The following is a 26,866-nucleotide window of genomic DNA, read 5'->3' as shown; positions in this document are numbered from 1 at the left end:
CTCCTAGTTTCCTAACAGTCAATAAGTTCCTTAAATATATTTTATCAAATATTTACAAGTTTCATTGATTTTTTTATGTTCTTACATAAATAAAAAAGACACTCTTCAAGAGTGCCTACAATATTAGCTTTAAATACGAGTATTATTTACGCTCCAACGTATTCCAAATGCAATATATTTTGCGATACGGTCTGTACGTGACATAGAATTTTATACAAAACATGATTAAATCAACGTTATCTAACTTATTTCTTCCTATTTATATGTGAAGGTATTGCATAGTTCGTAAATAGCTCTAATTAATAATTTGAACTATGTACGGATTAATTCCATTTTATCACATATGGAGGAATAAGTTAATTCAATAGGTTTTCCAATTTGATTTTGAGGACAGATGAGCTCTTAAACATTTCAAAAAAATTATAAATAACAATAGTTAAAAGCGTCCCTAACATTTATTCTATTTCTTTAGAAACGTTAACAAAGTAAGAAAAAATTGAAGAAACATATCCCGTTTAACAAACTAATACACACTCACAATATTTAGTAAGTGTTTTAATTCAATAAATTAATCATAACATTTAATTTTTTATTTCAACTGACCATTCTTCTTTATCTATTTTTAGTAACTCTAATATCCTATTACAAAGTCTATAAACATCCCGGGCATCCAAATCTACATTAATGTAAATATTATTATTTAAAACATAATTTCGTTTAAATGCCTTGTTATCTCTAGATACTAAATTCGGGTAATTTTCTAGTAATACGTCTAAATTTTTCTCGTCCTTTTCAATAATTTTATTTATAGTTGTTGCCCATACGTCTCTCCACGAATTAACCTCATGCCACCTATTAAAGAAATAAAGTAATCTAGGTGATGTTCCTTTGACATCTTTAATCTCAAATTCTTCTGAACCAAAGTAAGCCCAAATAACTAAACACCTTTCAGCCAAACTACTTGCTCTATCTTTAATATTCGATTCATCCCACTTTTCGATATCCTTGAAATATTTATTCAATTCTAAATGACTATTGTTTAGCTGTTCTCTTTTTACAGCAAATGTTTCATTAGACAGTTCAGAATTATATGCAGTGAGTGTTAAATTACCTAAAGTGTGCAAATATTGATTATGTACTTCCTCCCAAGCAGTGCCTAGCTCCTCTTTCCAAATTTGCTTTAGTGTTTGGGGCATGATGTGTTCCACAGATAAATTATGAAAATCAATTTTTTCCTTATGATTAAAGGACTCTTCAATAATCTCCAATATTAACCTCGTTTTTCTACTTCTGTCACCTGCAGAGTACAACCTTGAATGTATTAGATTATATTTAAACTCTGTATCCTTAGGGTAGCCCTTATTTTGAAGAGCGGATTTTATCTCTTTAACAACCTCTACACCTTTATAGCCTTCGATTTTTTGACATAAGGATAGGAATATCTTATTAAGTTCGTTTGTAGGTATATCGCAAACAAACCTACGTATTAAATAATTTTCTAGAACATCCAAAATTTCTTTAAATTCATTTTTGTTAATAATATTGTCATTATATAAATTATAAAGATTTAATAATAACGGATAAGAAGTTGTTGCTTCGATTCTATTTAGTTTACTTAAACTAGCTCTCAATTCTTTATCATTTTCAGCATTTGGATATATTAACTTATTATAATAAGTTGAATATGTATATATTTTTTGTATATATTCTAGAGCAACTTCTTTTTCTGCAGTTTCTTTTAATTTGATATATACCTCACTTTTCCTTACTAACTTCCCTTGTTTCATTAAAAAATGTCTTATAAATTCAGTCAAGAAATCTCCTAATGTTTCTTGCATTGGCTTCCAGTATTGATTATAAATTAAATCATGTTGTTCTTGATTTATCCTCATAAAAAAGAAATTTCTTATTAAATCAGATTGTGTTAAAGGTCTTCCTTTAGCATTCAAACTTTCAAATACTAAATAAGGGTTGTCATCAGATGCTAATACAATACTGACTAATGAAAGCCTATTTGTTAATGAGGTTTTTAGTTGTCTTAGTTCAATATCAGAGCTACTTATTTGCTTTTTAAAATAGTTGTATGCCTGTATAATTAAACTGTTATTGTCGATATTACCATCACTATTAGGAAAAATTATTTCTCTAAAACTTGCTCTATCAGCTTGAGTAGGTAGTAACTTAAATCTGGAGTCACCATCTTCATATTCGTTTATTAATAATGTATTATTGATTTCTTTTGATAGCCTTATGCTATCATTTTCTTTTGCAAGGTCTCGGATTACTCCTAAAATTATTACTATTGTAGTAAGTCTCTGTTGACCGTCAATTAATAAATATTTCTGAACCTCATGAGGAGCAGAAGGTACTGGCATACTAACAATTGAACCAATAAAGTGTCCCTTATTTTCCTCAAGATCGTCAATTTCAAGTATATCTTCCCAAAGTTGTTTCCATTCATTAATTTTCCAACTATAGGTTCGTTGAAACATAGGTACTAAATATTGTTTTGTGCCTTCTATGATTGGTTGAATTTTTGTTTCATGTGCTTGCATTATTTCCTCCTGTTATGATACAAATAATTTCCTTTAACTAAAGCTATATAAAAAATCCGTTATATAAAAATCAACTCATAACATTTTTACGAAAATTCACAAGATTAATTATATCAAATGACCTATACCTCACAAAACTTTTTCAGATAGCCAAATGGCTTCCGTTATTATTGTCATTGTTTTCCCTCCCGCTCCTTGACCGCTCTGTACAATGTCGCTCTGCTTATCTTCGTTATCTCTTCAATCTCTTTAACGGTCATCTTATTTATATCTCTATTATGAAATAAATTAAGAGCATGTTGCAATCCTGTATTCCTCTCTGTGTACTTCTTAGGTCTTCCTTTGTATACACCTCTTTTTTTGGCTTCTTCAATACCCTCCAATTGTCTTTCTTTAATCATGTCAGCTTCAAATTCGGCTATACCAGATAGAACAGTAATCATTAATTTACCAATCGCTGTTCCTGTATCAACCTTGTCCCCTCCCATGTTCAAGACCATCAGGGAGACACCTTTGTTGTTTAAGTATTCAATTGTGTTTAAAGCATCCTTTGTGCTTCTCGCAAATCGGTCTAACTTCGTAACAACAATTTTGTCACCTTCTTGCACAGTCTCAAGGAGTAGATTGAATTGCTCTCTATCCTCTTTCTTTCTTCCGCTAACCTTCTCTTTAAAAATCGTGTCACACCCTGTCTCTTGCAATTGTTTAATCTGTGAAGTTAGATTTTGCCCTGCTGACGATACACGACCATAACCATATTTCATCCCAACACCCCTCACATTTTGATACATGTATATGAGACACTTATAACCTAAGTATATCAATCATCCCAAAATGTATCAATAGAGTATACTCATATGAGATTTTATATATCTCTATTTCCCTTAGCTAAATCTTCATTACATCTCCATAAAGACTTACTCTTATTGTTGGTAGCAAATCGACTACAGTTTGGGCTCATACACACTCTTTTGTAATCATCGATACTAAAACACCGAATAAAACGATTGACTAATTTTGTCACGTAGTAATGATATAATAAAGGATTTACAACAATTTAATCTGCTTAGCATCCATCCCCTTAACGTCCTTCAAAACAGCAACATAAATTATCCCATAGGATAAATGACCAAAAAAGCTATAAGATTTTAGTTCTTACATCAATGCTTCCTAATATTCTCCATTCTTAATATTTAATATGTTATAATATTGTTAACTTAAAAAGAGGTGATTATCATAAATCTATTTAAACCAGAATTCTCTACCTTTACTGGCATTTATATGTCTGGGTTTTATATAAACGACGCAAGACTACTGACAACTATGTGTTTACTCTTTGATAAAATTCATTTACCTAACAATCTTGAATATGTGATAAACTTTGCAGAAAGGTATAGATTTCAAAACTCTTCTGAAAAAATAGAGATCGAAATACAAGCTGTTTCTTCAAATGATTCAAATCCTTTAATAAATTTAACAGCTAATCAACAAATCACTGCTAATAGATACCTGAAAACAGTATTAGATTTTTCTGTTCATAATCATAAATTATTTGGTGAAATTTTAATGTCTGATTTTTTTCCAAATAACAGGGTAATGAATGCTGAATTGGTAAAGCAGGGCGCTCCTGGTGAACTGAATACATACAAAGTTAGAGTAAATCCTATGGAAGTTACTTTAGCTCATAATCAAGATGAGGATCACTATAAAGATAAATTACAACAGGGATTTATACCCATTTTCGGAAAAAATCATATCCATCAACACATGCAAGCTGATAAATATTCTACTAAGTTTCTTGCATCTATTCTTGCTATGAAATCTATAGATCTAGTTCTTCCCCCAATAAAAGCAGCTAATCCCGAAGTAATCTTAGAGACCAGATACAATCTAAGAGACTACCTCCCCTTGTTTTGGTCAAAAATGCTTCGTTTTTCTCAACAATTTAAAAACTCATTGAATTCAAATGTTTCTATAACTGATTTAATGTATGATTCCAATGATTTTGTCGACAGCCATATTAGACCTATACTAATTGATATTGATGCTAAAATGAGGATAGAACGAGCAACGAGGTTTAAAAATATCCTTTCCCCAAATGAAAAAGATAGTTTGTGTTTGTCAATGGGACAACCAGTAGGTACAAGATCGGATATTATAGATACAGGAGTAGCATTAGGAACGGGAATTGAAAATAGAAGAATAAATACTCAGTCTGACGATGAAGTATCTGGTCTCACTTTTCTTCTCAACCTTGCAACAGTATTATCTACAGAAAGATAATACTGTTGCACAAAGATAATTAAGTTAAAATCCCATTTCTAAGATCTTCAAATACACTGTCACCTAGTCTCCAAAACTCACTATAGGATTTCCCACCATCGAGGTATAATTGATGTTTCTCTAATCCTTTAATCTTCGTTAAGCTCTTATGAAGAATGCTCTGTTTTTCTGAGTTATCTTCATATAGACCCTCAACGCTTATAGCTAGTAGTTCATTATACATACGATTTAGTATCCGTTTTCCTTCATTTACATTAACTGGCGAACCATCTCTTTCAAAGCTCCATTCTGTTTCATAACGTCTTAAAACTTTTTCATAGTTAAGTAACAAATTGTTTGATGGCTTGGCTTCTAATTCTGTAAATTCACCATTTAATTCACGTACAGTCGATGTCAGATGATTGCTTAGGAGTTCTGTAAACTCATCCACACTATCATAACTACGTACTAACCCTTGCTTATAGCAACTTTCTTTAAATTCTTGTAACCTTGTATACTGAGCTAAATCAATACTTTTCATAACAACTGGCATTTCAGAAAAATAAAGGAGCGTAGGTTTCTCTGCATCAATAAACTGACGAATTTCCTCAACAGTGCCAGATTCCTCAACTCCTGTTGGAGTACCAAGTTTTGTCCAGAATACCCCAATTAGAATATCTGTAGATCCTATAATTTGTTTATTAATAATCTCCTGAGGTCTACTCCCCATCTGTGGCGTACTATGTGTTTCCCACTTTACTGGAAGTAACACTACCTTTTTTTCTTCTGAATTGATAGTGTTCCATTTATAAATAACTTCGGGTATAAGCTCTCTTTCTTTTGTTACATCTGAGGGAGATGCAATTAGAACTCTAAAAACTTTTGCATTATAACTCAATAACTATACACCACCAAAATTTTAATTTTCTTGTATTCTATACCTCGTACTTGAAAACCTCCAGCGATTCTGTCTCATTTATACATGCTCTCGCCTAACTAGATAGTCACCTCAAAATCAGATAAACCCTACAATTTTTATTTCTAAATAAAATATACCATGAATCCTAAATCAATTCCTTTTTTACAAACAACTTATATTATCCTTACAGAAGAAAACTACTAATATTGAATAAAATCAAAAATTTATTGAGAAAAGGAAAAAACAAAAGACAGTCAGCTTTAAACCTGTTAACTGGCTTTTTATTTGTATGTAATTATTTTAATGGTAGTTAATACCCTGCTTCCCGGTTTTGAAGACCGTGGCAGACACCAGTACCACATTTAGCCCCTAGAAAGTGTTGATATATCAATGTTTATCCACACCACTCCGACAGTTTTCTACCTAATATTCGTACGGTCTATACGTCGGTTCAAACTGTTAATTTTAACATATTAGAAAAATAGATAAAACTCATCTTCATTCCTTTGTTTCAATTTAGTATCATTTAAAAATTATTATCTCATTAACGAATTTCATATAAACCACTTTTCAATCCTCCTACTTTCCTGTAAAGGTATGTAGGAGGAAGATGGCTAAAAATCCATGATGCGAAACACGCTTATTATTTACTCACATCCTCTTATAATTAGGACTACTTGCAAATCCTTAAGCATTTTATTCATGGTATCAACTGTTTTAATTATTAATCAATTCGTTTAAAAATCTTTCCTTCGCTAACATTAATTAATTTACATTTTATTTTATCTAAGACAGGTTTAATATCCTTTTCAGATTCACTTGTTGCAAAAATAACTTGAGTGTTTTTTATTTTAGAATATTCCTTCAATAGATTATTAAAACTCATTTTATCTGCACTTTGTTGTTTTGGTTCATCTAAAATTAATAAATTTAAGTGGTTAGTTCCTTCTACTTCTGTTAACGAAATATAATAAGCCCATATCGTTCTAATTAAATCACTTGCAGATAGGTTAGATTCTAAATCAAATCCATCAAGCATAGGTTTGTATGTATCAAATGATATATATAATGAGGATGTATCAACACTTGATAAACCATATGCACTTACATGTTCTTTAAATTTCTTTTCTAGAATCCGTAACTTTTGTTTATCCTTTTTTGAAAGAAGATTGTCAGGTATTTCTTTTAATTGTTTATTTACCAAAGTAAATTCTTCTTTTATATTCTCAAAGCCACCCATCACCAGTTCGAAATCATTCATTATTTCTTGTTTAAATTTAATTTTTTCTTTTAAAATTACCCTTTCTCTAATTAAATCTTCATTCAAATGATTTTCAGGTAATAATAAATTTGACTTAATACTTCTTATTTTTTCTCTAGCTCTTTCTATTTCATCCCTTAAAGTCTTTAATTGAGAGCTATTTTCCTCAAGTTTTCTTTCAGAGTTATTTTTTATAAACTCAAATGTTTTTTTCTGTTCTTCTAGAAATTTAATGTTGTCTTTTATTGACATCGGATTTGAATTACTGTGCTGTTTTAATAATGAATCCTCTACCTTTTGATGACATGTGGGACATAATCCCGTGTTAAATTCCATTTCATCTAGTGAACCTAATTTTTGTATTTTTTCAATATCTTTATATTTTCTTAAATCCTCAATAGTAGCGTCAATTCTCTTATTAACAGTAACTAAATATTTTTGCTCAAGTTCATATTTTTGAATAGATTCCTGAGATACCTGTTCTAATCTATAGTATTCTTCTTCATAGTGGTTCAAACTTTTTAATAACTCTTTTCTATTTTCTTCCACTGTTTGCAAATCACGAGCATTTATTTTTTTTAGTTCCTCAATTTCTGTTTTCAACACTTCAGTTAATTTTAATGCTTTGTTATTTGCATAAACCAATATTTGTGTCTTTTCTAGAGTAGTTTTTTCGTCAAGATTCAATGGTAAGTTTACTACCTTTCCATTTATCCTTTTGGGCAAACTTTCAACTTCCTTAATCTTATTTTTCCAACCATTTTTCAGTTCTTGTAGTTCTGAAATAAGCTTTTCACGTTTTAAGGTAAGCGAGTATGAATCTAAGTCCAATAAGAATTCTAATGCTCTTTTTTCTACTTCCTTAATACTGAATTGTTTTGGAGTATTACTTTGTATCCCGGACCATCCTCTTTTTTGTTCCACTATCATTAAAGGAAAAATACATTCAACATAAAGACTAGTAAGTGCCCCATTATATTTTGTTACTTCTGGTAATTCCCAGCTTAAAAATTCTACTAACATCTTATGAAAGCCACGCTCTCTTGTTGCACTACCAGACTGTCTAACAAAATAATCTCTTGACTGTTGAAGGTTTAAATCACTACTATATGAACTTTCATATACAGTAATTAAATGAATATCATTTCCTCCCTTTACATCCCTCTTTAAAGTAATAACGTCCTTTTTATCATTTTCAATTTCTAAATACACTGACGATTTAAATACCTCTGTATAGACATCTTTCTCATACTCTAATTTATCTTTCACAACGTAAGGCAAAGGTACTTCATGTTTAGAAGTCAACATTCCTTCAAGTCCAAGAGCATATATAATTGAATTTACACAAGTTGATTTTCCACTGGAGTTTTCTGCTCTAAGAACATTAAGACCTCTGTTAAATAACATGTCAGTTCCAAACATTCCATCTGTTGTTTCAATTTTTATTATTAACCTATTAATTTTTAATGTCATTCTTTCTTAGCTCCTTTGTTAACTCCGACAAAAGTTTTTCACTAAGACCTTTCCCTATTAATTTGAAAAAACATTTCTCGTTTTCAAGAATGTCAGTTGCTTTGTCAATTTCACCAGCAAATTTCTTCCCTTTGTCAGTAAGTCTAATTCTATTTCCATTAACTAGTTCTATATATTCTTCAGCTAAAGCAATATCTATTATTCTATTAACACTTGGTTCATATCTAACCACCAGATTAAAGTAACCATCAGTATTTCGATTGGTTATAAAATTTAATAACTCACTTTGGTTCTTCATATTCTTTACAGCCCAACATAAAATTTGCATTTTTTGAAAACTACTTGTGTACTTCAAACAACATTTATCTAAAATTAATACTACTATCGCTAGTTTCCAAATAGGTCTTAGTTCAGGGGGGATTGGCGAAGACCTTTTATTAAATTTATAATTAATATCTAAAGCATCTAAATACTCATTTTCATTCATTTTATAATCTCCTTAAAAATCTAATGGACATCTCATTAGCCAATCTGAAACAGCTTCATATGATAAAACCGATAAGGAATTAGGATTTATTCCATCTAACTCCTTCTCCAAATCACTCTTATACTGAAAAAAAGTGCTCTGAAATTTTTTTAACTCCTCGTCCATATCTGTAAGTAAACCAAATTGAATAAAGTCCTCTTTAAAAGATTTAAAAGAAATTACTCTCTCATATATATCGGGATATAAATTAAACAAGTGTGAAAGTAAATGTTGACCTGTAATAAAATACTTTATTGTTGTATCAATAAAATTATTTTTCTGTGAAGGTGATAATCGATTTATTTTATCGACTTTCCTCACTAAATTATTGATTAAAGTTAAATTCTCACTTTCACCTTTCCAACTTTCTATATCCTCTGATGAAACGTCTTTTGAAATAAAGTTCAGTGTTGTATTCTTCAATTCTTGTTGTTCGACCTTAAAATAATCATCTGTAATAACTAATACTTTAAAATCATTTGCTACATAAGGTAATTTTTCCTGTCTTACTTCTTGTGATTTTTTTTCAGTATGCTTAAGTAATCTTGCACTTTTGTATCTAGGAACAACTAAAATCCATCTTTTAATTTGTAATTCTCCAAATATTTTTGTTAAATGTGATTTATTTTTTACAAATTTATTTATATCTCTCGTGATTTTATCTCTTTGATTTTCATATAATTCCTCTGTTGTAACAGGTTCTTTGGCTGCATAACATTGGTATACACAACCATCTAGAGAAAAACCTTCAAGTCCATAGTCTCCACCATCTTCATCTGAAACATCTTGATAATCTGTTCCATGATGTCTTTTCAAGAGTAGCTGTATATGATTCTCCCACTCTTTTCCTTCCCAAATTTTCATTAAAATTTTCTTCCTCTCAAGTTCTTTCTATGTAAATTTTACTATACTAGTTATATATTAACATTAACTATTGGAACTATTGTCTATAAAAGAACAATGCAATAATATTTAAAATTTAGTTCTACCGTTAAAGAAGGGCTTTTATAAGTAAAAAGAGAACAATTATGATTTGAATTTAGTCAATTAATAAAATCGATATTTCATTAATTTATAACTTTTGTTTATCATAACGCTTGGATTTTCTACTATATATCAAATCTAATATCTTAAAAGTACCTATTAACAAATAAAGCCTACGGAAATATCCGTAAGCCGTAGGCTAATGATCTGAATTTTTTATAATAATGATCTACCAAACTCCTCCTAGTTCCCCCTTTTTCATTTCCACAAAATATACCAAATCAACTTTACGATTTGTTCTTAATTTCCATTTTAACCATATTATATACCTTTTATTGAAAAATATAAAAAATAATAAAGATCCCATAATTTTAAAAAAATCCGGGTTATGTAATCAAGATAAGTAAAGATATATTTTATCCTTACCTACAAATTTCATGGTTATGGACTTACAATGTTGGATTTCAAGACTCCCTCTTGTAGAAAATCTCCTCCTTTTCCACTTTATAGAACAGCTTTGTAGTCCAATTTTATCAATATAATTATGATGTACATTTTTTTCTCTAACTTTTATTTTTATTCCTTCGCCATAATATATTTTATAAACACCTATATTACTTTCCATAAACCTCCTTTTTAATTTATCATCGGGTTTTCTTTTTACCGTATCTAAAGCTTTATAAAATCTATATTCAAAGCTTTTTTTATCATTAAATTCAGTTTCACCATTTAAATATTGTGAAACAGATAACAAAATTAACACACAACTCAACAAAATTTGCGCTACGTGAAAAATACTTTGTATTAAATTAAATTTAGGGTCAAACGAAACATTAAAAACACCTATACTCAAACTATGTAGAATAGGAGTTAATAGGTTAGGAGTAACGTCTTTACCCCAAAAATCTGTAATATTAATAGACAACGCTATGTAAATTGCTGCAAACAAAATAAACATCTCTAGCAATGTATGTATTGCTAAAGATAATCTTCCTTGCGACCTTAAAATTGTAAAACGGAAACCATTTAAATAGATAGCATTATCTAATTTTTGATCAATGTCCATTTCTTTATTATTCCACTTATTATAAAACATCTTTGAATCTACTCTTACAACATCTTTATAAAAAGCGATAATAATTTCTACACCCCTAGAAAGAATTCTAAAACTTATTAACTGAGCAATAAATATCCACACTATCGCACTCCATTTATCAAAGAATACACGTTCTTTAAAGATTATTTCTAAAAAATATAAACCACTTACTATTATTACGAATAGCATTGAACTTAAAAATACATTTAACCAATTAGCCCATTTAACAAGAAATTTTCTCTCTATTTGAATTTTTAACCATTCATAATTAGAAAGTTCCCTACAACCTTCATTTATTTCAAACCATCTCGGTTTTTTATTGCTATTTATCTCATGAATCTCAATATTTTCCACCAGTTTATCTTTACTTTCATTAGCTAATAAATAGTCTGGAGATATAAAAATCCAAAAAAAATTTCTTTTTCTAAAAATAGTCATCCATGGCAATCGTGTATAATCTGCATTTATTCTCTTTATTATTTTATTTTTCAAAAAAACGGTTATAGAACTGTAGACAATAATTATAATAATATAAAAACTAAAAATAGTTATTTCAAAATTAAAAGTAGTTAATTCAAACAGGTCATAAATCCCAAAATCCTTCAAAGACTTAGAGATATTATTATCTTCTAAGATCTCCCATTTAAGATATTTGCAAATCATTGCTAATAACAATACGATCACTACCGCTACTAAAGACCTAATCTTCAATTTACTGTAATACATATATTTACTATATGTATTAAATTCTTCTGCCTGTTCTTTTATATACTCATCATTTAAATCTTTAAACAATTCTTCTCGCATTCTAAATAACTCATTCCATTTCTTTTAAGTCTTGTCCTGCAAACAAATTCCATTCATTCCATCTGTACCTCGCTCCATTATATTCGCAGCAGCTTGTAAGGGACTCGAAAACCAACAGTCTTTTTGTAAAACTAACTCCTTATTAATTGCTTTAATTTTATTCTGCATTATTAGCCGATTTCTTTTATTCTTTATACTTAAATTCATAGAAAATACAGTAGAATTAGCTATTTGGGAATCCATAATACATTAAAATCATCAGAAACTTGTACCTCTTTTATATCAGCTCCACCTGTAGCTATGGGATTTTTCTAAAAGGAGTGGTTTGATGAGAAACAGCAAAGAATTTTGTCCGTATTGCAATGCTGATTGCAAGGAGAACTTATCCCGAAAGAATCACAAAAAGCATATGGTACAACGCATTTCACAAGAAACCTTTCATTATTTTAATTATTGTGTCTTTTATTATCATGTTTCACACATATGTATACAACAGTTTAAGAAATAGTTGATGCATTAACTCCATAAACTCTCCAGACTATTACAAATCCATCTAGCAAGAGTATCATCATCTTCTACAGCCAATATTCCCTCATAAATCGGATACGCATAATCAACTTTTTTTGACTGTATTATGAGTGCCTTTAAGAATTCATTCAAGTCTATACGGATTTGCTTATCTTTAAAATCGCCTGTTTCTTTGTCAAGGCTTGATAATATATGCCTTCTGACCTTTTCTGCCAAAACTTCTTCTTCATTATTTGTTGTAAAGACCATTTTAGTACCATTAATATATTTTGTTATTTCAATGCTTTCTGGTGATTTTAAAAGTTCTTTCATTTCATCAGCATTTTCTCCAACTACATTAAGATAATCATAGCCAACTTCAATTCCCCAACATTCTGCTAATTCAATCCAATTATAACCTTTAAATTTATAATTCATTATTTAACCTCCCTTATCTGTCTTTCAATCCTACTAAAGTCTTACTATATTTTTCAAACATATTCCCTTTATTCTTCATTTGGCAGGGTAGAATACAAAGCCTTATTCCGAGTAACTGACACAAACTGGACTACTTCATTCACAAACTTTTAATTTCAAATTTTATTTTTGATTAATAACTTTAATTGTTCTACCGTTAAAACTTCATCTTTTCTTCTAGGTATCATCCTATGACAGTTAGCACAGACTGGTACAAGGTCTTTCTCAGTGCCTACGCCCATCTCTTCTTCTAGTGTACTTAAAGGTTTAATATGATGTACTTCTATATAGTTCTTCCCTCTAGCCCCATAAACTTCTTCAAAATTAAACCACATACTTTACAAGACAAACCATGTATTTCAATTGCACGTTTACGGTTTGTTGCATCACGTTCATATCTGCTGCCGTAAATTGTGACCACAGCTCCTTCAGCTCTTGGTTCATACTGTTCGATTTCTTCAGACTCGATATCCTCAATTAATATTTCTAGTTCAATTTCTTCATTTTGTTCTTTCTTCTTTAGTCTCATTGTTCTTACATGAACTAAACCAATTTCAATATCTGTATTTTTAATTACAATTTCAAAGCCAAGATTAATCAATTTATCGTTGGTTTGGTCTCCACCATACAATATATCTACTTCTCTACCAACTGCTTCAAAACTAGCTAGGTGTAACACCTCTTTAGGAGGATACCTTTGACCTTTAAATACAAGGTCATAACCAGTAGATTGCCTATAACTCTCAATACCTACTCTCTTCGTTTTTTCAAGTGCTTCAAGGACATGTATTCGACTAATCTCTTTTGGAATTGCCATCTAATTAAACCCTTTCACTATAAATTATTGTTACTTAGAGTTTTCCTTATAGAATTGTAATTGGTCACCTATTGCTTTTCCTTGCAGTGGCACATTAGACAATACCCTGATGTTCAAGAGCTGGGATTAAGCATTCCCGATATTTTCCCCCTGCATAAAAGTCAATTTGTGGTCTGATTAAATTTTAAATTCCCTATTTGTTTAAGGACAATTTCAGACCACTTTTTCGTTCTGATACTTTCATATTTTTTAATGTTAAATCATATGGTACTATCATTTGCTCTTTACTTAGTAGTCCATATTTAGCAGATAGTATAAACCAGTTATCATAATTGTTCTGTTCAATGTATTTAACAGCCTTGCTAAACATTGTAAACTTCTGATACATCTTACCTGCTTAAAATGGATAAAATTTTTTTATTTAGTACAACTCACAAATGCTATCTTCAATTTCAACACTATCTTTCTTTTTAGGTAAATTATACCACGTATAATATAATCCTAAAAAAAGTATTAAAAAATCCCGCATCCTTCGATTTATAAATCACTCTAAGCTGGAGTATTTGTAGTTAAAAGGAGAAATTCATCATCGTAATAATGCGAAGAAAACCTAACGATGTGGTATTTTCGCCATAAATTAAATTAACATAATAATCCAGAATGATATATAGAAAAGGTTAATAATCTCTTGAATTATCGGTCTCGTATCGTAAAAATATTAACAGGGGTGGGGGACTAGGTGTGTTATTACCTCAAAATGAAAATTTATTTCAAGCAGTTTTAACAATCCCTTACCAAAAAAACACCTACAAAATGTAAGTGTTTTTGGGTAATATTATATACTTTAATGCATTCTTATAATAATATTAGAGTTTGTATCAATAATATTGTTACTATCAACAACCCATAAGTAAAAGCCCCCAAGGGGCTATATATCATGATTACTGAAACAAACAACCGAATCTCTCGTTGTTCGCTGCACCATATCTATATTATGAAATACGCTCGGATATACAATTAACGCTAATAAATAATTTATATCTTCTATATCCAAAAAACAAAGTCTGTAATTGCATAATCTGCAAATAAGTTAAACGCATCTTCTTCCATACAATCGAAAGCTTCTAAAAATTCGCCAGGAACTTTTCGACCAGAAGGATTCTGAATAAATGCATGTAAAGGATATTGCTTTTCATATTGAAAAACATGTCTTATATCGTCATTAAGGGGAAATTCTAAAAGAGCGTTTTCGAAATTATGAAGATGTTTAACTATGACTATACCATCTATAAGAGGAAATTCAACAGCAAAACCTTCAGAATCTTTATAAAACGAATTCTTTGTAAGCAAACCTTGGAAAGGATGCTTTAAAGCAGAAATAGGCTCATACATGAAATCATCCCACATTATAAATAATAGTCGATAATCATCAGAATACTCTTCACGATACGCTTCAAACTTTGCCTGAGCGCTAATCAAAAAATCTTTAATTGGATTATCCCTTGGTAAGGTAGTCTCTTCCTTAGACCCTAAAGACAAATCAGAAGGCATTCTAGCTGGTAACTGAAATGGTCTTTTTCTAGTCTTTCTATAACTAATCAATTTTGGCTTTTTAACCTCAGCACAATAATACTTTCCATTATAAACAGACCGAAATTCAGGATTCTTTTTCTTTTGCTTCAATCCAGGCTCATTCAAAAAGTATTTTTTCCCATCAATAGAATCTGCAATACTTACTGCGTGGTTAGCGATAAGTATTTCAGAAAAGACTGATAAAATATCTTCTAATGTTTCTTCCTTTTTACCCTTTAAAGCTACTAATCTTCTTATCATTTCATCAGCATATCCCGGGTTAACTTCATTTACATTTCCCAGTGATAAACATAAAGATGATAAAAGTGGATGTAATGAAAAGTATTTACCATCAAAGAAATACTTTAAGAGATGCTCATCTTCAACTTTCATTATCTTCTTTTTAAATTCAAATATTATATCTTGTCTCTTCATAATTCAACATCCTGCTTTTTTAGCACTATTTTACTATATTTATAAATAAAAACAAAATACTTATTTCACCACCACTCCACCTAAGCAAAAGCAAATCTCACATATATATTTCTACCGTTGACGTGTAAATTCTAAACCACCTCTTTCAACATATTCAAGTTTTACTTCATTTATATACTCTTTTTGCGACTTTATATATTCTACTGAAAGTTGGTTTCCATATTTTTTAATCACAACATCAATATTTATTCCTTTTCGTATTGCCTGTCTTAATAATGCTTTCGGATTCCGACTAGCTCTACTCAGAGATTCATTTAAATTTTCAGCCCACTTTATTACTTTATCATGCTTATAACAAGCGTTAATACGATTCTTATATTGAATACTAGTCATTTGATTTTTATCAGCCATATACTGAACTACTTGATTCCAAAGAGAAGAATCAAGATGGTACTTAACCCTCGCTTTTTCAAACCATTCAAACGGATTTCTAGATTGTTTGGATTGATTTAATGTTGCAGAAATAGGAATTATGTTCTCGTAAGTTGTCCCACCAAGACCATACTCTAACACTAGCTCTCCTAAAGCAAGCGGTACAAAATGGTCAAGGTTTATTCCTCCACCAACCCCCGAAAGCATACAATTAAAGTTAGAGTCTACCATGAGTTGGTATTCTTCTTCTTTAGTTAACGTGTTGGGAAGTCTCTCAAGCAATTCTTTTCTTTTTATACTAAGATATCCATATGTTTCTTTATAGCAAGTCTTGCATTTACCCCGCTTGGGATAGAAATCTGTATTAGGTTTTTTCTTTCTGCATTTAGTGCATGTTTTAAGTAAATCTTTCATGATGTTTGTCCCTCATTTTAGTTTAGATGTAGATTGTCGTTGTATACGGAATAAAAAAAACATATTACGTTTTAATTTTTACATTAATATCGCTGCTTAAAAGCAAATTTGTAGGTATGTATAAGTTTACGTCTGGAATTCTGCGCAGCAGATTCAAGACGAACCAAACATTCTTGCGAAGCAAAATGTGCGGTAGCAAAGGAAGTAGAATCCCTTTTATAGAAATTTAATATAAAGAATATGGAATGGGTTTAATCATTATTTAAACCAAGATAAACCCAAAAGATGGCTCCCCATTCACCTCACTACGTTCGCTGTTGCCCCTCCACTCTTGTTCCACAAAGTGGAGTGTCGCCTTAAAACTGCTTCGCAGATTTTAAGACGTAACCTAATCTATATCTCCATTTTTCACTTTCTAATAAAAACTCATCACTACTTCCATAAATAATAAAAGAAAGTGATGAGATTTTTAATATTGAAAGAGAAAGATATAGTATTCACGAAATAAACTTAGAATTTAATAACTTTTTGTTTTTGAATTTCAATAATCCCAGCATCTATTAGTGCTTTAATTTCTAAATTATTCGGGTTTAAATATCTACTAAAGTTACTTGGATGTATTCCAAATTTTTCTCTTATATCTTTTTTCTTATGAATCCCTTTTGGCAAATTTTTAAGATACTCTACTAATTCAACTATTTTGTTATCTTTACCCATTTTACGTTTATCATTCTTTTCGATGTTAAGTTCAATTAATCCTCCTCTCCTTACCCCATTCAATTTTTTAATTGCCATTTCAAAAACATCTTCATCGTTATTAACAATATAAAATTCTGCATTAGGTTTTTCATTTCTTTGTATTCGCTTAATACTTTGATAGATTTCACTAGCTAAATATGAAATTTGTAAGGATTTATACTTATTGTTCTTAAATCTACCTTTTTCTATTTGAATTACATCTTCCTCAAGTGCTTCAACTCCGCTATATTGAAGATATTGTACTGGGTAGGTTTCCATGGGTAAATGCTGAGTACCAACAACCCAACATTGTTCAAAATCTTTATATAAATTTTTACCAATTAGGTTTCCAAACCAATTTATTGCAATTTCTTCATCTTTGTAATCGTTTCCAACTCCAATGGAATCAAAATCCCTTTTTTCCAAAGCATTTAGAAGGTCTTTTTCGTGAGTCTTTAAACAAACGATTAAAACTTTCATTCCTATTTTTTTTCTTTCTACTATCAATTCGCAAACCTTATCAAAATACTCTTCCTTCCTTTTATTTATTGAAGTCTTACTTGAGTTATAGTTTACTCTATAAACAATAGAATTTTTATGTTTGATAATTCCTTTTTGCACTGAAAGCTTTATCCAAGGTGAAATCCTATATGTATAATCTATATCAGCACTAGCATCAAGTATTATGTTGTTCTTTAGACCCCACAATCGATGATTTGTGTTAGAGGTAACCAATCTTTGCCCATGATAGAATATATTTTTAGAAGCTCCTATCACTCTTAGAGTATCAATATAATCATAAATTTTACTAATATTAGTGATTGAATTTTTATTTATCTCAATTTTCTTTTGAAATACCTTTAAGTCTTCCAAGTTTCCTATATCTTTAACAACAGGGCATTTATTAGCATCATATAATGACCTTTGCTTCCTAATGGCTTCTAAAAAGGGGCTTGAAATTTTTATAAACTCAGAGTCTAATTGTGGTGGTACAACCTGTTGTACCTCTTTATATATTTTTTCAGAAAACGAGTAATTAGGGAAAATAGGCTTTTCGTCTATGATTAATGTGTGCCTGCCTTTTGTAAATGCCATGCGGAACTCATCATTTAAACACAAATCCATGTATCTTTTATGGCTAATCACAATTACTCTAAATTTCTCTAAGTCTTCGAGTTTATTAACCCATTCCTCACTCCAATTATCACTAGTGATACCTAACACTCTTGTATCATTTGGAAGAATTGGAATTGAACGTACAGCTTCTTCAATTTCCGAATTAAATCTTTTTACTAAAAGAAAATTCCTTGGCTCTCTTTCAGTTAAGAATTCGTTCAAGTGGTTACCTATAATACGATTAGCATGGTATGACTTACCTAATCCTGCTTCCATGCATACTGCGCTGAACATGCCTACTCCTGTTTCTTTGTCCAATATACTTTTCTCAAAAATATCTATTTTCCTAGTATATCTTTTTTTATATTCAATGGCATATTTGTCATTTCTATAAGGGTTTGGAAAAACAAGTTTGTGTTCTTCTTCATCAACTTCTATTTCCTTTTCTACTAATTCTTGAATCATTTTATTGGCTTCAAAATTTGATATTGCGTATTCTCTACCTTCATCAGTGTCCAGGAAGTTAATATTTAACTCTTTATAAGCATAAATAGAGTCTTCCTCAAAATCATTATTTTGATGTTCTAAATTTATCACCTTACCACCCCATGTACTCTTCTTTTTTTCAATAAAAAAAGTTATTATGTTAATCACATAATAACACGCCGTCGTAATTTTAGTCAACTAATAATTGTATTATACGAATGACCCAATGTCAATGGATTGATACATAAAAATGATAAATATAATTAAATTTCTTTTTAAATTGTAAAATATTGTAATCATTTAATTTAATAAGGATACTCAGCCTTTTAGTTCACTATCTAAAAAAGTCTACTCCATATGGTTACCTATTGTTACAGCATCATATCTTAACAGATTTACGACTTCTTACTTATACCATCTAGAAACCCATACCCTACAATTATTCCCTTTAATAGACTGTTTAAGCAGCGTTAAATTCAGTAATGATTTATTAACACCCTGTAACACCCTGTTTAAAGCTTTCTAGAGCATTAATATTCGCCTATTTAATATCATGGGCAATCCCCCACCTTACCAAAAACCCCCTTCTTAGCTTAGCAAGGGGGGGATGAGAGCAAATGTATTAGATTAAACATTTAGATTATTATTAGGATTATTGTCAGGGTTTGAACGGTCGTATCCACCGCCTTGCTCTTCTGTTAATTGAGTATTTGGATTCCCATCACCATCACGATAATAATCTGAAACAACCGTACCGTCAGCCCTTGTATAGCCCTCTACATAGCCAGGTTTTACATCATGAGTACCTGGTGACTGATTATCTGTATTTTCCTGAGCGATGTTAGCGTCTGTAGAAACTCCATCCGCTCCATCTAAGACATCGACGACCCCTATAGCTAAAGCTCCTACTGCTACAGTTGTAACAAGTCCTGAAGCACCTTTTTTCACCATATCCATATCACCGTCAATAGCTCCAACAATAACTTCACCACTGTTCTTTACTGCATTTTTAGCTGTATAATAAACACCTTTTGCTGTTATACCTACAGCAGCTCCCATGTCATTGAGACCTTCATCTCGTTTATTTACATCATCTTGAACGATTCCTGAAACCGTATTAACTGCTCCATCCGTTAACGTTCCAATTGTATCTCCAGCGAAAGCAGATGCCTTTTTTACACCATCACCGATATCCTCAAGTAGTGATGCACCTGTGACTTCTCCTATAAATTTAATTGGTCCACCAACAACGGTTCCAGCTAGAGTTCCCAGCCCATTACCTAGTTCGCGAAATAAACCCATTCTATATACCTCCTACAAAATACCCATATTCCTATTATATAGAATTTATGATAGTCTGTCTTGAAAATATTTGTCCTCAAGAAGGATAGAATATTCATACACTAATAGCCAATGTGAAATGCACCCCAAATTAAGCTAACTTGTATTCGGCAATCAAAAAATGCAGTTTATGGTAGTATTTTTTTGCATAGGAAATAAGCCGAAAGAAATCAAGTTTTGAATAAAAATTTGCATATTTTCTACTTATTAATTATTTTCTTTATTAAACAAAAGCACCCGTTAGTTTAAGTGTAATACTTCACAATCTTGCTCTTATACAAACAAGGATAGTAGTCCACCTCTCGTTCCTAACAAGAATAAGGTTGATGGGGTTCCTTCCTTTTCAAAAGGAAATCTTCCCCTTAAAGAGATCTTTCGTTGAGAATTAAAACAAGTTGAATAAAATTAATCACCATCGTTACTTCTAGACACAACATTTTATGATACTTCTAACATGAAATAGGCTTTTAAACCAGTAACAGCCACCTAAAAGTAAGCATATTTTATTGAAGATAGTACACGTAGTATCTCTTAATTACACATAACTGAAAAAATTTCTTCGTTCAAATCTCTTGTTAGATGTCAGTTCAACCTAATTATTAAATAAACAGGGGTGATCAAAATGCTCAATTTTCAAAATGACCTTCAAACTTTGGGAATGGATAATTTCCAAGTTGGTCAGTTAATTCCAATGGGTCCTCAGAGTCAGGATTCGAGAATAATATTCGGCGGTATGCGGTGCGGTGGCATGATGTGCGGCGGTATGCGTTGCGGCGGTATGCGTTGTGGAGGATTCCGATGTTTCGGTTGCTTCGGCTGCTTCGGCTGTGGTGGTTGTGGTGGTTGTTATAGCGGCTACAACGATTACGACGATTGGTACAATTACTAATTCACAAAAGTAAGAATGGATATCTATTGAAATAAAGTGCCCATGCATAATTTGCGGGCAAGGGCACTTCTTTACTGATTTTCATTTTGGACAAAAAATCGTACACTAACTGATAGGGCACAATCGTAACGATCAAATAAGAAATGGGATTCCCACAGCAACCCCACTGTTCAACTAAAGCACCCGTTAGCTTAGTAAGAACCTACAAAATACCAATTTTCATCTAACTTTTCTATTTGTTTAAAATCTCCATCAAAATCATGTTGACTTGGCTTCTTATCATTAGGTGAATACACGAATCCAGAGAAATTATCTAACATTCCACGGTATGTGAAGAATAAAATGAAGCTACCGTTTTTTTCAATAACAATCTCCCCTCCACCTTTAGATAATTGGTCGTATTTTTCAGGTAATTGGATAATTGATGAATCGTATGAAATATTCGGTTTAAGAGTGCCGTTTTCCACCATTTTCACAACTTCTTCTCTTTCTGATTTATTCGTTTTGAAGTCCAAATCTAACATAACTTGAGTGAAAGGAAAGAACAGCCATAATAAGACGGTTAATAACTGGATAGCAAACGGCTTCCAATCCGTATTTTTAAATAAATTGATAATTGTTTTTACTGTAATGACAATAAAAAATCCAAATACCACTAACCAAATAGGTAGCATTAAAAATTCTGTTACTATTTCAATCAGATTCCATTGAAAAAATGCAATTAAAATAACCAATATGCTACTAACTAACGACAAGAATAAAAGTTGATTATGTTTCAAGTTTTTCACTCTCTCAAAGTATGTTTTTGCTTCATTGTATAGATAAAATCATAAGGATATCAATGGTGGTATGTGGCAAACCTTGTTCCACTAAACTGCCCGTTACTTTAATAAGGACGTTATAACAAAAAATAATATTTATGCAGAAAACTGCATGTTATTTTTGATTATCTTTGTATTAAACATACATTCCTATTAGAATTCATACTTCCGAAACATGCATAGTTTAATTGCCACAAACAGCTAACTTTCAATTTGAATTGGCAGGAAACATGTTATATGTACTCTAAAGTATAAATAATATTAAATTGATATAAATTATCCCACCCAAGGAAAGAGTGCCGCTCCCGTTCTATCTATTATAAATTAAAATTAATAATCTAAACATATAGTAAAGTTGTTTTCTCTTTGCTTACTTCATGCAGTTATATTCATTTTCATCCAATTCAGGAAAAGCTCTTTTCCATAATTCAAAAGTCTTATAAAGAGTTCTTTCTCCGTTTCTATTTAGTTGAACATTGACGTAACCATATTCATAACTAAAGCACTTACTCATACAAGAAAAGAGCTTTATAACAATCAAATATAAAAGGTTAACTTTTTACTACTACTTTAATACAGAAATATATTAACTTATATTATATTTATAGTTATATTTTATAGTTTCGGAGTATATATACTCTGTATTATATTACAAGTAAAAAGTTAACCTTTTAAATATTTTGTTGATTTGGCGCTGTTTTAGAACTTTTTTAATTATGATAATCTTGAAGCAAATATGAGTGTCTTCGAATCGGATTTACTCAAAAGTCGGGGAAATGGTGTGCTAGAGTATGTTTTTGAGAACTAATTTCTTCAATTAGTTTTAACTAGCCCCCCCAATATAAAGCAAGCAGGAAGCAGGTTTGGCTTACGAATATTAAATTATTTAAATGGCGTTCATTTCTTTATTCGTGTAAAGCGCATAAAAAATTCAATACTCTTAACCTAATCAACAATTTATGATAAAATGCAGTAATAAATGGAAACCTTTCAACAAGCCTACGACCATATGGAGGTCTTTGTGCAATGAAAGGAAGCATTACTAAAAATAAAAAGACAGGTAAATGGGATTTTGTTTTCGATGGCGGGATAGACCCTCTCACAAGGAAACGTAAGCAAATCAAACGAAGAGGTTTTGAATCCAAACGTCATGCCATGGAAACGATGACTAAGTTAAAGGCTGAAATATTAGAAAATGAGTTTCTTGATTTAACACAAATGTCCTACGATAGATACATGGATGAGTGGTTTCAAGAAAGAAAAAATCGATTACAGCAATCCACCTTTGAGATTCACTCAATCTTTTATCGAAATGTCATTAGACCAAGACTCGGTCATCTTAAATTACAGCAAATAGTTCCAATCCAAATTCAAAAATTTGTTAATGACCTCGTGAACAACACATCTTATTCAGAACACACTATTCATCTCATTTTTCGAATTGTCAGCGCATCTCTAAAGAAAGCTAAAGTCTTGAAGCTTATCAAGTATAACCCTTCAGAAGGAATTACACTTCCAAAGATAAAGCGAAAAGAAATAAATGTTTGGTCTATCGAACAAGTCAATTTCTTTATCAGGGAATCTAAGAATATTAAGCGGCTTACCCGCTGTAATATCGGATTTCTCATTTCAATCTATACTGGAATGCGCCAAGGAGAGGTTTTAGGTCTAAGGTGGAAAGACATTGATTTCAAAGCACAAACTATCTTTGTGAGACAAACACTTATGCAAAACGCTGAAATAAAGGCAGGGGCAAAGAACCAGTCAAGCATACGCTCCATCCACATCCCAAATAAACTTGTCGATGAGTTGAAAACCTACAGGAAGCAGCTAATGCAAGAAAAGCTTATTCACGGGCAAAGTTATCATAATAACGACTTAGTTGTTTGCACTCGAGACGGTAAACCCATGATACCGAGAAACTTTCGAAAAGAGTTCTATAATCTAGTAGAGAAGCTGGGCTTACCTAAGATACGTTTTCACGACCTTAGACATACTCATGCCACAATTTTGATTCAGCAAAATGTAAACGTGAAGCTTATCTCGGAGCGGTTAGGTCATTCCGATATTCAAACAACGCTCAATACTTATAGTCATGTTCTACCAGATATGCAAAAATCCGTCTCGCAAAAATTGGATAAAATTATTGGAATGTGACCAAGTGCGTGACCAATGACTTGAATAGTGTATCAAATGCCTGATAAATCAACATGAAATCCATCCAATATCCCTACATGCCAGAAGAAGGCATGGTTGAACCTGGCGAACTGAAAATTCATCAAGCTTCACATGCTCGTTATTTCGAAGATTTCTTGAAATTCGTTGATTATGGTGAATCCATGCCAGAAATTTTGAAAGCACAAGTCATGAATATGGTACAGGAGCATGTTCAAGAAACATTCGCTGATAACAGCGAAGAACTGCAACAATTTGAACAGGCGATGGAAGTTTGGGAAGCGAGCGAAAAACGTGAGATTCAAGAGCGACTCGACACACATCAAGTGATTGAAGCCACAGCACAAATCGTTGAACATACACCTGATGCAGAAATGCGGATGACAATTGGCAATACTTCTGTGAAAGGATTGCTTTCTGATTTCGGCGAGAATGTCCATTTAGGGAAAATTAATGGCCGTTATGTTTTACTTGTGGATGCGGAATCCATTGTGTTTGAAAAAGGCGTCTCACCGATTGAATTTCATAAACCTGATGATGTGATGGCGATTTTGGAGAGGATACGGCAGAAGGAATAGACGGAGTAGAGATTAAGGGGAGTATAGCGTAAAAATTTGGATTTATGGCCAAAAATGTGACCAATATTGTGAACACGAAATAGGCATGAATAGAAGGTTTGTGACCATAAAAAAATAATTCTGTTCTTTCACTTGTTAAAGTTCTCCTACAATTTTCACACGAATAGTAGTGAGGATGACTCATAAGAAAAGTGCCAAATCCTTTTGACTCATCCTCTCTGCTAATAAGTTTCCTATTTATATCATAAAGGAACATGATTGATTTTAAGTCATGAAAAAATATTGCGGAATGGCAAAAAGATTGGACCGATTCTTTATCCATTTTTTTAATCCTCACACATGATTCAATAGTTTTGAATGCTATAACACATTTTCGTTTTTTCTCATTCTTCCTCTTTTATTTATACTTATTTTTTTACCCTGCTTGATATAAACAATTTACAAAGTAACACTAACCCTACAATATCGAAAGACACTAAAAGCTTTCCCTTCTCTCCTATTTTTTTCATGCGCTTACTCAGCCATTTTTCCTGCATTCTTTATTCTTCGAGATTAAAAAAGAATCATTTCCCTTATGTTCCTTCTTGCCTTCTTTCACTTTTTTCTCTTTATTTATAACATCGATAAATCAATCTTTGAAAACTATTTTATCCTCTCATATACTCACTTCCAGGTCCTGCTATCCCCCTGCTTTTTTTTCATAAAAAATAAAAAACACGATGAAAACTGGAGTCACCCAATTTTAACTCGTGTCAGGGTTAGGAGGAAGGGCAAAAGAGCAAAACCAGTCAAAAACCATTCTAAATCTTTTATTTCGCAAAAATCAATTTATTTCAAATGGTATTTTCGTAATATCCGAAACATCTTTATGTTCATATTTTATTACTTCAAACCCTGGCACCCGCATTGTGATTGTATCAAATCCATTACGTACGATATCAATAATTCTTTCTGAATCAAATAGCCTTAATTCTCCATAGTATGTTTTAGACGCTTCGAGTATCTCTTTACCTATCGACCTTAAAAATACCTTTTCAAGAATCACTTCACTTCCTACAGTCAGAAGTTTTTTCGATTCCTTTTTAACAACTTTCCACTGATTTTTTTCTTTTTCTAAAGTGTAGAAGATATTTAGCCCATCTAACTTAACTACATGGATGTAGGCGATATTCTCCTTAATATAAATCCTTGGTTCTCTCACCCATTTCCATACGTCTGATACATCTTGTTTTGCATAGAGTAAACTATTACGCTCATTTTTCTGAAAATATCAACATTCTTAATTTCTTCGTAATTTGCGGAGATGTAAGATAAACAGAATCATCAGCAATATACATGAAGGTGCTTTTTTCATTTTCCTTTCCCAGCCATAAATGAATTCCATGTGTAGGCAGTTCCCCTTCTTCTGCCATGTATTCAACCATTACATCGTACTCTGGTTCAGCTATATCAACCTTCCCTAGTTGTTTAATAGCAGTTGTAATTGCCTTTTCAAAAATATCTAAGGATTCTTTATCTTTGAAGGTTAGAATAAATTCTTCGTTCATCCCTCCGAATCCCTTTGATTTTGAAATTTTAACTTCTGATATTTTTTCATCTAAGAGAACCATTGTTTCTGCTTGTGGTGATTGGCAACCCGCAAAAATCAGACAACAGATAACCATCAATATTGGAAAAATAGCTTTCAAGATACTCCCACTCTCTATATAGCTTTAGATTGTCTTAACTTTTCTACTGAAATATGGACCACACCAGCCTGTTTCATGAGTTCTTACATAAGTCCAGTTAAATCCTTTATCCACCACATAAACATCATATTCATTTACGAAATCATTAGCAGTTAAAGATGAAGCATTTTCAAGTATATAAGCATCATCGGAATGCTGATAAAAAACATAACAAGACTGTTTTTGTCCTTTGTTAAAGGCTATATCTACTTGTTCCTCTTTCAAACACTTCTTCTTCTCATAACTAAATACATGCCATAAAAACCCACACAATCCGTCTTCATCATAGATATATATAGGCTTCTTGTTTAACAAGGTGACTATTATACTCATAAAAGTGAAATAAGAATGGAATTGGAAATAATGACAAAATAATTTGGTTAGCTTTCATATGTACACTCCTTCCAATTTAGAAAAAAAAGCCGCTGCACTGCTCTTATTTAACAATCGCACTTGTT

General features: G+C 31.3%; 23 protein-coding genes and 1 pseudogene. 4 read left to right on the top strand and 20 right to left on the bottom strand.

Annotated features, from left to right (window positions below):
- Positions 1-581: 581 nt before the first annotated feature.
- Positions 582-2,555 carry a DUF262 domain-containing protein gene (locus tag ACIQZI_RS13335; protein WP_403073712.1) on the bottom strand — a complete coding sequence of 658 codons (1,974 nt, stop codon included), beginning with the start codon at positions 2,553-2,555 and terminating at the stop codon, positions 582-584.
- Between the two features lie 173 nt (positions 2,556-2,728).
- Positions 2,729-3,319, bottom strand: coding sequence for a recombinase family protein (locus tag ACIQZI_RS13330; protein ID WP_403073710.1), 591 nt, complete (start codon positions 3,317-3,319; stop codon positions 2,729-2,731).
- Between the two features lie 517 nt (positions 3,320-3,836).
- On the opposite strand from ACIQZI_RS13330, the gene ACIQZI_RS13325 reads away from it, so the two are divergent.
- Complete coding sequence (locus tag ACIQZI_RS13325; RefSeq protein ID WP_403073708.1) at positions 3,837-4,838, top strand: hypothetical protein; 1,002 nt, start codon at positions 3,837-3,839, stop codon at positions 4,836-4,838.
- A gap of 19 nt (positions 4,839-4,857) precedes the next feature.
- On the opposite strand, the gene ACIQZI_RS13320 is transcribed toward ACIQZI_RS13325, so the two are convergent.
- From ACIQZI_RS13320 to ACIQZI_RS13255, 14 genes are all read right to left on the bottom strand, one after another.
- Complete coding sequence (locus ACIQZI_RS13320; RefSeq protein ID WP_403073706.1) at positions 4,858-5,715, bottom strand: DUF4062 domain-containing protein; 858 nt, start codon at positions 5,713-5,715, stop codon at positions 4,858-4,860.
- A gap of 745 nt (positions 5,716-6,460) precedes the next feature.
- Complete coding sequence (locus ACIQZI_RS13315) at positions 6,461-8,470, bottom strand: V-type ATP synthase subunit I domain-containing protein (protein ID WP_403073704.1); 2,010 nt, start codon at positions 8,468-8,470, stop codon at positions 6,461-6,463.
- A complete protein-coding gene (locus ACIQZI_RS13310; RefSeq protein WP_403073702.1) occupies positions 8,454-8,957 on the bottom strand; it encodes a hypothetical protein in 504 nt (167 codons plus the stop codon). Before ACIQZI_RS13310 ends, ACIQZI_RS13315 begins: the two co-directional genes overlap by 17 nt.
- A 12-nt stretch (positions 8,958-8,969) precedes the next feature.
- Positions 8,970-9,860 carry a hypothetical protein gene (locus ACIQZI_RS13305; protein ID WP_403073700.1) on the bottom strand — a complete coding sequence of 297 codons (891 nt, stop codon included), beginning with the start codon at positions 9,858-9,860 and terminating at the stop codon, positions 8,970-8,972.
- A 514-nt stretch (positions 9,861-10,374) separates the two neighbouring features.
- A complete protein-coding gene (locus tag ACIQZI_RS13300; protein WP_403073698.1) occupies positions 10,375-11,883 on the bottom strand; it encodes a hypothetical protein in 1,509 nt (502 codons plus the stop codon).
- Between the two features lie 24 nt (positions 11,884-11,907).
- Positions 11,908-12,051 (bottom strand): hypothetical protein, encoded by a 144-nt coding sequence (locus ACIQZI_RS13295; protein ID WP_403073696.1) that lies wholly within the window; start codon positions 12,049-12,051, stop codon positions 11,908-11,910.
- Positions 12,052-12,399: 348 nt separating this feature from the next.
- Positions 12,400-12,828, bottom strand: coding sequence for a hypothetical protein (locus ACIQZI_RS13290; protein WP_403073694.1), 429 nt, complete (start codon positions 12,826-12,828; stop codon positions 12,400-12,402).
- 155 nt (positions 12,829-12,983) lie between these two features.
- Positions 12,984-13,202, bottom strand: coding sequence for an HNH endonuclease (locus tag ACIQZI_RS13285; RefSeq protein WP_403073692.1), 219 nt, complete (start codon positions 13,200-13,202; stop codon positions 12,984-12,986).
- Complete coding sequence (locus ACIQZI_RS13280; protein WP_403073690.1) at positions 13,151-13,684, bottom strand: hypothetical protein; 534 nt, start codon at positions 13,682-13,684, stop codon at positions 13,151-13,153. Before ACIQZI_RS13280 ends, ACIQZI_RS13285 begins: the two co-directional genes overlap by 52 nt.
- A gap of 193 nt (positions 13,685-13,877) precedes the next feature.
- The gene (locus ACIQZI_RS13275) at positions 13,878-14,054 is read right to left on the bottom strand and encodes a DUF6884 domain-containing protein (protein WP_403074032.1); all 177 of its coding nucleotides are present in this window, start codon (positions 14,052-14,054) and stop codon (positions 13,878-13,880) included.
- A gap of 674 nt (positions 14,055-14,728) precedes the next feature.
- Positions 14,729-15,691 carry a hypothetical protein gene (locus ACIQZI_RS13270; protein ID WP_403073688.1) on the bottom strand — a complete coding sequence of 321 codons (963 nt, stop codon included), beginning with the start codon at positions 15,689-15,691 and terminating at the stop codon, positions 14,729-14,731.
- 111 nt (positions 15,692-15,802) lie between these two features.
- A complete protein-coding gene (locus ACIQZI_RS13265) occupies positions 15,803-16,537 on the bottom strand; it encodes a hypothetical protein (RefSeq protein WP_403073686.1) in 735 nt (244 codons plus the stop codon).
- A gap of 510 nt (positions 16,538-17,047) precedes the next feature.
- Positions 17,048-18,988 carry a hypothetical protein gene (locus ACIQZI_RS13260; RefSeq protein ID WP_403073684.1) on the bottom strand — a complete coding sequence of 647 codons (1,941 nt, stop codon included), beginning with the start codon at positions 18,986-18,988 and terminating at the stop codon, positions 17,048-17,050.
- A gap of 516 nt (positions 18,989-19,504) precedes the next feature.
- Positions 19,505-20,179: a hypothetical protein gene (locus ACIQZI_RS13255; protein WP_403073682.1), complete on the bottom strand. Its 675-nt coding sequence runs from the start codon at positions 20,177-20,179 to the stop codon at positions 19,505-19,507.
- A gap of 661 nt (positions 20,180-20,840) precedes the next feature.
- Here ACIQZI_RS13255 and ACIQZI_RS13250 point away from each other — a divergent pair.
- Entirely contained in the window at positions 20,841-21,107 is a 267-nt protein-coding gene (locus tag ACIQZI_RS13250; protein WP_403073680.1) for a heterocycloanthracin/sonorensin family bacteriocin, read from the top strand.
- 191 nt (positions 21,108-21,298) lie between these two features.
- On the opposite strand, the gene ACIQZI_RS13245 is transcribed toward ACIQZI_RS13250, so the two are convergent.
- On the bottom strand, positions 21,299-21,895 hold the full coding sequence (locus ACIQZI_RS13245; RefSeq protein ID WP_403073678.1) for a hypothetical protein: 597 nt from the start codon (positions 21,893-21,895) through the stop codon (positions 21,299-21,301).
- A 1,059-nt stretch (positions 21,896-22,954) separates the two neighbouring features.
- Here ACIQZI_RS13245 and ACIQZI_RS13240 point away from each other — a divergent pair.
- On the top strand, positions 22,955-24,085 hold the full coding sequence (locus ACIQZI_RS13240) for a site-specific integrase (RefSeq protein WP_403073676.1): 1,131 nt from the start codon (positions 22,955-22,957) through the stop codon (positions 24,083-24,085).
- A gap of 50 nt (positions 24,086-24,135) precedes the next feature.
- Positions 24,136-24,681 (top strand): annotated as a pseudogene (locus ACIQZI_RS13235) (DUF3900 domain-containing protein); the annotation flags it as partial.
- 823 nt (positions 24,682-25,504) lie between these two features.
- Here ACIQZI_RS13235 and ACIQZI_RS13230 read toward each other — a convergent pair.
- Genes ACIQZI_RS13230 through ACIQZI_RS13220 form a run of 3 tightly spaced genes read right to left on the bottom strand, consistent with a single transcriptional unit; the run spans position 25,505 to position 26,723 of the window.
- On the bottom strand, positions 25,505-25,882 hold the full coding sequence (locus ACIQZI_RS13230) for a hypothetical protein (protein ID WP_403073674.1): 378 nt from the start codon (positions 25,880-25,882) through the stop codon (positions 25,505-25,507).
- A gap of 52 nt (positions 25,883-25,934) precedes the next feature.
- Positions 25,935-26,369: a YhfM domain-containing protein gene (locus tag ACIQZI_RS13225; RefSeq protein ID WP_403073672.1), complete on the bottom strand. Its 435-nt coding sequence runs from the start codon at positions 26,367-26,369 to the stop codon at positions 25,935-25,937.
- A 24-nt stretch (positions 26,370-26,393) separates the two neighbouring features.
- Positions 26,394-26,723 (bottom strand): DUF4275 family protein, encoded by a 330-nt coding sequence (locus ACIQZI_RS13220; protein WP_403073670.1) that lies wholly within the window; start codon positions 26,721-26,723, stop codon positions 26,394-26,396.
- Between the last annotated feature and the right edge of the window lie 143 nt (positions 26,724-26,866).

The sequence above is a fragment of the Peribacillus sp. NPDC096379 genome, from assembly GCF_044762875.1.
Lineage (GTDB): Bacteria > Bacillota > Bacilli > Bacillales > DSM-1321 > Peribacillus.
This window is presented reverse-complemented; position numbering and strand designations above follow the sequence as displayed.

Excerpts from the sequence above, each read along its gene's own strand:
- ACIQZI_RS13335 (WP_403073712.1), bottom strand. The coding sequence starts at position 2,555 with ATGCAAGCACATGAAACAAAAATTCAACCAATCATAGAAGGCACAAAA.
- ACIQZI_RS13330 (WP_403073710.1), bottom strand. The coding sequence starts at position 3,319 with ATGAAATATGGTTATGGTCGTGTATCGTCAGCAGGGCAAAATCTAACT.
- ACIQZI_RS13325 (WP_403073708.1), top strand. The coding sequence starts at position 3,837 with ATGTCTGGGTTTTATATAAACGACGCAAGACTACTGACAACTATGTGT.
- ACIQZI_RS13315 (WP_403073704.1), bottom strand. The coding sequence starts at position 8,470 with ATGACATTAAAAATTAATAGGTTAATAATAAAAATTGAAACAACAGAT.
- ACIQZI_RS13310 (WP_403073702.1), bottom strand. The coding sequence starts at position 8,957 with ATGAATGAAAATGAGTATTTAGATGCTTTAGATATTAATTATAAATTT.
- ACIQZI_RS13305 (WP_403073700.1), bottom strand. The coding sequence starts at position 9,860 with ATGAAAATTTGGGAAGGAAAAGAGTGGGAGAATCATATACAGCTACTC.
- ACIQZI_RS13300 (WP_403073698.1), bottom strand. The coding sequence starts at position 11,883 with ATGCGAGAAGAATTGTTTAAAGATTTAAATGATGAGTATATAAAAGAA.
- ACIQZI_RS13295 (WP_403073696.1), bottom strand. The coding sequence starts at position 12,051 with ATGCAGAATAAAATTAAAGCAATTAATAAGGAGTTAGTTTTACAAAAA.
- ACIQZI_RS13290 (WP_403073694.1), bottom strand. The coding sequence starts at position 12,828 with ATGAATTATAAATTTAAAGGTTATAATTGGATTGAATTAGCAGAATGT.
- ACIQZI_RS13285 (WP_403073692.1), bottom strand. The coding sequence starts at position 13,202 with ATGTGGTTTAATTTTGAAGAAGTTTATGGGGCTAGAGGGAAGAACTAT.
- ACIQZI_RS13280 (WP_403073690.1), bottom strand. The coding sequence starts at position 13,684 with ATGGCAATTCCAAAAGAGATTAGTCGAATACATGTCCTTGAAGCACTT.
- ACIQZI_RS13275 (WP_403074032.1), bottom strand. The coding sequence starts at position 14,054 with ATGTTTAGCAAGGCTGTTAAATACATTGAACAGAACAATTATGATAAC.
- ACIQZI_RS13270 (WP_403073688.1), bottom strand. The coding sequence starts at position 15,691 with ATGAAGAGACAAGATATAATATTTGAATTTAAAAAGAAGATAATGAAA.
- ACIQZI_RS13265 (WP_403073686.1), bottom strand. The coding sequence starts at position 16,537 with ATGAAAGATTTACTTAAAACATGCACTAAATGCAGAAAGAAAAAACCT.
- ACIQZI_RS13255 (WP_403073682.1), bottom strand. The coding sequence starts at position 20,179 with ATGGGTTTATTTCGCGAACTAGGTAATGGGCTGGGAACTCTAGCTGGA.
- ACIQZI_RS13250 (WP_403073680.1), top strand. The coding sequence starts at position 20,841 with ATGCTCAATTTTCAAAATGACCTTCAAACTTTGGGAATGGATAATTTC.
- ACIQZI_RS13240 (WP_403073676.1), top strand. The coding sequence starts at position 22,955 with ATGAAAGGAAGCATTACTAAAAATAAAAAGACAGGTAAATGGGATTTT.